General features: G+C 36.7%; 7 protein-coding genes. 4 read left to right on the top strand and 3 right to left on the bottom strand.

The features are described 5' to 3' along the window. Positions 1–115: transposase (locus H6G75_RS32440; RefSeq protein ID WP_190982699.1), on the top strand; the 115-nt coding region annotated here is incomplete at its 5' end. Here the strand turns inward: H6G75_RS32440 and H6G75_RS32435 are convergent. From H6G75_RS32435 to H6G75_RS32425, 3 genes are all read right to left on the bottom strand, one after another. Beyond that, entirely contained in the window at positions 82–474 is a 393-nt protein-coding gene (locus H6G75_RS32435; protein WP_242051734.1) for a Uma2 family endonuclease, read from the bottom strand. The genes H6G75_RS32440 and H6G75_RS32435 overlap by 34 nt on opposite strands. A 115-nt stretch (positions 475–589) precedes the next feature. Then, positions 590–1,051, bottom strand: a complete 462-nt coding sequence (locus H6G75_RS32430; protein ID WP_190983959.1) for a type II toxin-antitoxin system VapC family toxin — start codon at positions 1,049–1,051, stop codon at positions 590–592. Beyond that, a complete protein-coding gene (locus tag H6G75_RS32425; RefSeq protein ID WP_190983958.1) occupies positions 1,048–1,314 on the bottom strand; it encodes a hypothetical protein in 267 nt (88 codons plus the stop codon). Before H6G75_RS32425 ends, H6G75_RS32430 begins: the two co-directional genes overlap by 4 nt. A 209-nt stretch (positions 1,315–1,523) precedes the next feature. Here H6G75_RS32425 and H6G75_RS32420 point away from each other — a divergent pair, with 209 nt between their 5' ends. From H6G75_RS32420 to H6G75_RS32410, 3 genes are read left to right on the top strand one after another with little or no spacing between them, the layout of a single operon-like run. Beyond that, positions 1,524–1,976, top strand: a complete 453-nt coding sequence (locus H6G75_RS32420) for a hypothetical protein (RefSeq protein WP_190983957.1) — start codon at positions 1,524–1,526, stop codon at positions 1,974–1,976. A 12-nt stretch (positions 1,977–1,988) separates the two neighbouring features. Beyond that, positions 1,989–4,028 carry a hypothetical protein gene (locus H6G75_RS32415; RefSeq protein ID WP_190983956.1) on the top strand — a complete coding sequence of 680 codons (2,040 nt, stop codon included), beginning with the start codon at positions 1,989–1,991 and terminating at the stop codon, positions 4,026–4,028. After that, positions 4,018–5,172, top strand: a complete 1,155-nt coding sequence (locus H6G75_RS32410; protein ID WP_190983955.1) for a P-loop NTPase fold protein — start codon at positions 4,018–4,020, stop codon at positions 5,170–5,172. The genes H6G75_RS32415 and H6G75_RS32410 overlap by 11 nt, the downstream gene beginning before the upstream one ends. The last annotated feature ends 404 nt before the right edge of the window (positions 5,173–5,576 follow it).

The raw sequence follows: 5,576 nt of genomic DNA, 5'->3' as shown, positions 1-5,576 counted from the left end.
AAACTTTTTTGCCAAACTCAAGCAATATCGAGGGATTGCGACGCGCTATGATAAACGCGCTACCAACTTTCTAGGTGCAATTTATCTTGTTGCTTCTATTATTTGGCTTAATTGATGACACGCCCTAGTAGATTTAGAAAGCACTTCAAAAATAATACAGGGATTTAGTACTGTGTCTTTTCGTTTTTCTTGGAAGACGGCTTCATCTTTGATGATCAAAACATCAGGATATGTGTATGCTTGGTAACGCGGAATCCAGAGCCGCAAGTCATTGGCATAAACATTATAATTTTGTTGTTTCAGGCTGGGTGAAAGAGCTAATACTAAGTTGATAATAATTTGGTTATGATTAAGTGAGCCTCCGGTCATTGGTATAATTTCTCCATCACTATATTCACTGCGGTACTCAGCAGCCTCTTCATGTGCCAAGTATTCCTCAGTGGAGTATTGACGGGGGGGAGTCTGCACAACCATAGGATTTATTTAACCAGGAAACATTAGCCTCATTATAAATAGGGCGATGAGAGTTTTGCGATCGCTCCTCATTGTTTACAGCAATAGATATATTTAAATTGTTCAAGAAATACTATTATGTTGATGACAACGGTGGAACCTCAAAATCATGAAACGAGCAAACATTATGAGATGAATTATTTAACGCTCTCACCAATTTTGCATCAAGAGTCAGTAAAACAGCATTAACTTGCTGCGACAGTGCAACATAACAAGCATCATAGGCAGAGATATTGTAGTTGATGGCGATATTCACCGCGTCCGCCATTAAATTAGCCGTCGAGACAACACGTAAGGGAAAGTTTTTGAGCGTGGCTAAATCTGCTGGTACATCTGCAACAGCATAAAGTCTGGCGCGGACATATTTCCAGATGATGTTGCCACACTCAATGTAAAACAGGTCTGGGACAAAGATTGCTGTTTGAGGATTGGCAAGGTGAGCAAACAGTTGATCAACTTTTGGCATTAGTGGATCATCAGGTAGAAATTGCTTAATACCTACACTGGCATCCACAACGCACCTAATGGTAGTAGTCATCTGTCGCGGTCTTCTCGAATTAATGCTGTACTATCAGGCCATTCCACATCAGTCCGACGATTTTCACGACGAAGGCGAATCTCTTCTAAAAGTTTAGGGACATTTTTGTACCTTTCGTCTTGTGTTGGCTGTGTTGTTGTCTGCAACGCCTTCTGCAAGATAGTAATAACTTGAGCATCAACTGAGCTATTTTCCGCTTTCGCTAACTCTTGCAGTTGTGCATACAACTCATCAGGTATGTTCAAGGCATTAAGGGTAGCCATTTCTCTACCTCCCACAATAATTTATTGGTAATCGTAGCACAATGAGAGTTTAGAAAGTGGCGATTGTATCTCTATTTTGAGACAGTTTAGTTAAGTATCCACTATGATGATAATACCCAAAAAAATAACTCAAGTTTTGATGTTACTTTCAAAACAGATGATTTCTAAAGGGGTATTAAGTGCATACTTACTTTGAAGAATTAATTCTTATGAGCAGCAATATTTCCAGTTCATTAAAGCTTATTATTTGGCAACCATGTCGTTGGAAAAATAAATATTTAGATACAAACACACATGGTTTAGTTGATCCCACATTCTATCAGGAACAAATTTATTCTTGGGAACCCTTTGGAGATCCATTTGGTTCAGTAACCAGTAGTGAACAGACTCAACGATTAAGAGAAGAATTAATTGAAAAATTTACACTAGAAATAAACCCAGAGAAACGTGGAATTGAACACTTCAAGAAAGTTATCCAAGTAATAGACGAGATTTTGTCTAATGACGAATCATCTTGGAGTGATTTAGAAGAGCTTGGAGGCTTATCTAATAGTGATAGTGTCAATCTTCGTCAACATCAACTTCTAGCCTTACGCCAGCATATTCAGTGGGTGTGTGATACGTTTGTTAATGTTCCAGATGTCAATGTGTCCATTCATTAAAAAAATAAGCATATGGAATTAAAATTATTCAGTAAAGAAGATGCACTAAAATGTCTTGCCCAACTAGGTAAGAATGGTGAACCATTTGACATATTTCTTGGTGAAGATATTTGCTTTGGGCGTGACAAATGGGTAAACGTTGGGACTATTAGATTACAACCAGGAGGGAAATATCTTGAAAATGAAACCAGATACGATGAGTATTGTGCTGCTAAATTTGGTGGCTTTGAATGGCAACTACTATCCTCAGAAAAACTCAATGAGAATATTACTAAAGATATTGAGAAGCCAGATAATAAAGATAGAGTTCAAAAAGCTTTTAGAGAAGGATTACAGGATGTACTCCGGAGAACTCTCTTACTTTTACCAACTTTTGATGTTGAAACTATTGCCAAAATACCTTTGCAAAAACCGATAACGATTGTTACAGATACATCAGCTATTCACCAAGGAGGGCTTGATTTTATATGTCGGTTTCTTAGCCCTTGGGCAAGAATAAAAGTACCAGCTATTGTTCATATGGAAATAATCAATCAAGTAGATAGGTACTTTGCAACTCGCAGATACAATCAAAAAAATAAAAAACCTGTTTTTGCTGCACTTCGAGAACATATTCTCAGCCAAGGTGGTCAACGAACTTTACTTCGTCTGGAATTTTCAGATACGGAAATAGAACGTGGTGACTTAGGTGCAGATCCTCTGCGGGGTATTGTGACACCGAGTAGCGATCCTGAAGATGGTAATCTTAAACTACAAGAGATTGTTAGGAGTTTTGCTGATCGTCTTATTTTAGAAACTGCACGACGCTTTCAAACTCAAGTTCGCCCGGATCATGCACTGGCTCTTCTAACTAGCGATCAAGGTCTAGCCAGAATGACGATGGCTGAAGGAATGGATGTATTCTTTTTTGAATCTCGTTCTTTTCCTAAATTTGATGATAGAAAACTCACAGGCTGTCTTTTTCATCCTTTCAGTCAGAAAATATATACAGTACCACTAACAGATGTTCTTTGGGAATTAGCTGTATCTTTTGGATGCCTTCGCTTACAAAATTCCAATACTAACGAGTCATTAGAATTATGGGGCATACCGAGTGGGGAATATACTTGGCAGCCACTTCATATCAAAGATGATCTTCTTTGGGGAAATTTTCACTATGGAACACCCTTTACTACCACAGATAATACCTCTACTTTACTATCAACAGATATAGAAAACTCAGGTCAGACAGATGTAGTTCCTAGCCAAAATATAGAAACAAGAGCTAAAGCATACGCATTTAGTCCAGATCAAATGCTATTGCTAATGAAAATGTTAGTAGAAAAGCGAGAATTAACTAACCAAGAAGCTCAAGATAGATTAGGATTAAAACATCAAGATCGTTACAATTTGTACAAAAACTTTTTAAAGAGTGGTTCATTTGTTGAAGTTAATGATAGCAAAATTTTCTGTACAGAATTACTTAATATTTTTTGGAAAAGCATCTTGAATGAAGATTATCTAAATATTTTATTATATCTGAATAAAATACCCTCATTTGAGGCATTATATAATTATATAAATCAAGGTAGGAGCGTTGAATATAGCACATTACCAATTTCAAATAAAGCAAAATCAACTTATGTCAAGCTTGGTGAAATAGCTTGTGCCTGGTTGAATATACAAAACCAAAAAATTGTTGCCACTGATAACATACCTGATTTAATAGATTTGGCTAATTTAGCAGTAGAGGTTTACAACTCAATCCGTTCACAGGTAAACACAGAATGGATACTTACGGGTCGCTGGTTAGAAGAATTAGCTATTAAATATGCTATTCATCCTATATGGGCAAGAAAACTTGTGCAAGAAGCACAAGAACAAACCTTAATTAATCTCTATGCTGAAGGCTCTACTCCAGATACTCGTTTTGAACAGCACGATTTATGGATAATTAAGACAAGTGACGGGCTTCCACAGTTAGAAAAAGTTTATTTGTATCATGGAGATTTTCTGATACCTGGTACATCTGCCGTACGTATCAAGCTAGAAGGAGTTAAAAATGCCTCTTGAAAATCTATTTACAAATGAGGAGACTACTAACGCACCAGAAGAACAACCGAAATTACTATATAAAAAGTTTGGCGTGTTGAGTAACCCTTTTCCTAGTGCTGGACAAACCAGTGGACATCCGCATATGTCAACACAAGCAGACAAGCAAGTTGATGATGCAGTAAAGACATTCTATTCAGATCGTAAGTCTCATGTAATTTCAATAACAGCGAGTCAAGGAATTGGCAAGACCAACCTTCTGAATGCTTATGAAAATGCTTTACGTGAAAAACTTTCTCCACAGGGTTTCTTCGTTATTAGATACGTCCCAGATCCCGAACCATTTTTTGATCCACTCATTAGGTCTATATTTGAAAATTTGGGAGAAGACTACTTACGTCGTTCAATTAATGCACTTGCTAAAAAGAAACAAGAAACAGATGATATTGATAAATTATTAGACTTTATACGAATGAGTGAAATTAAAACAATGCTTAAGGCTCTTTTAGAGGTTAAGCCAGGACAAAAACTAAATGAACGTATATCTTTAGCATATCAATGGCTTTTAGGATTACCAGTAAGAAAAATTCATCAAACTGAATTAGGAGTAAATTTTCGTCTAGATACTGTAGAAGCGAAAACAAGAGCATTACGAGATATTGTGTTTTTTGGGTCAGAAATGAAGACTCTAGAGGGTATTTTCATCCTTCTTGATGAATTGGAGAAGCAAGATTTTAGCTTATCTAAAACTATAGTTTTAAGATATTTGTCAGCCCTTCGCGCTCTAATTGATGCGTTACCTAAATATCTTTTCTTAATGGTTGCTTTAACTACAGATGCCCTTGATCGTTACCGTGAGATGCTTCCAGCTATTAGAGGTCGCCTTGCTAATGAAGTTCAACTTTCATCTATAAGAAATGAAGATGAAGCAGTAAAATTATTCCGCTTCTATCTGGAACAGGCCAAAATGGAAGCCAGAAATTTTGCACAAGACAAACAATTACAAGCAGGAAGTGATGTACTTTTACATGAAGACTCTGCCCGACTTTTGTTTCATCAATTATTGAAGGGTAGTAACATTCAAGGAGTGCGTCAACGTGATTACTTGAATGCACTCTATGATAAAGCAAATGAGTCTATAACTAAATATCTCGAAAAGCTTTAGTCATATATTTGACCTGGGTGCCACACAGAGAAAAAGTAGATCGTTTCCTCACATAAATCTGTACGCCGATAATAAAGTTCTTTAATGTTCAGGTCTGAAAGATTTATTCTTATGTAGTCTTATGTAGCCTATTTTTTATATTTTTTATACAGTTCTATAGTAGGAGATAACACTTGCAACAAAGGTTCTGGGTTACGCACAATAAATTTATTTACTGTTACACTAGTATATATACTCATTAAGCTATGATGTAAAGCCGATCCCTCCCTCTCCCATCCTTTCAAGGGTAGGGGTTTAAGAAAGAGGCAGTTGAGCTAGTAAAATACAGAACTGAGGACAAACCGCAAAAATAACTAAGGTAGATGCGGCAAAGAATTTCAGGGTGTTGGAGGTAAGAATGCAGG

Origin of the sequence: Nostoc sp. FACHB-280 (assembly GCF_014697615.1) — a bacterium.
GTDB lineage: Bacteria > Cyanobacteriota > Cyanobacteriia > Cyanobacteriales > Nostocaceae > Nostoc_B.
Note: the sequence above shows the minus strand (reverse complement) of the source record. Positions and strands in the feature narration are given on the sequence as shown.